1 pseudogene is annotated in these 224 nt (G+C 57.1%); it reads right to left on the reverse strand.

Features of this window, described 5'->3' with window-relative positions:
* Positions 1-224: pseudogene (locus AC3A6M_RS24950) on the reverse strand (IS110 family transposase); the annotation flags it as partial.

Genomic DNA, 224 nt, shown 5'->3' on the forward strand with positions numbered 1-224 from the left:
AATTGCCGCGTCAAGTCTTTCTCGATCTCGGCAATCTGCTCATCCAGGTACTTGAAGTGGGAATGCAGCCGCTGCAGGACTTGAACCAGGCGCGGCGGCAAATCGTGTTCGGCCAGAACAGCCGGCAAACGACGGATGATCGCGTAGCCAACCGGCAAACTGATGCCGAATTCGAGCAGAAAAGCGTGGATCTGGTTGCTCGTCTTGGTCCGGTCACGCACCAG

Source organism: Telluria sp. Soil_C_11 (assembly GCF_057657395.1).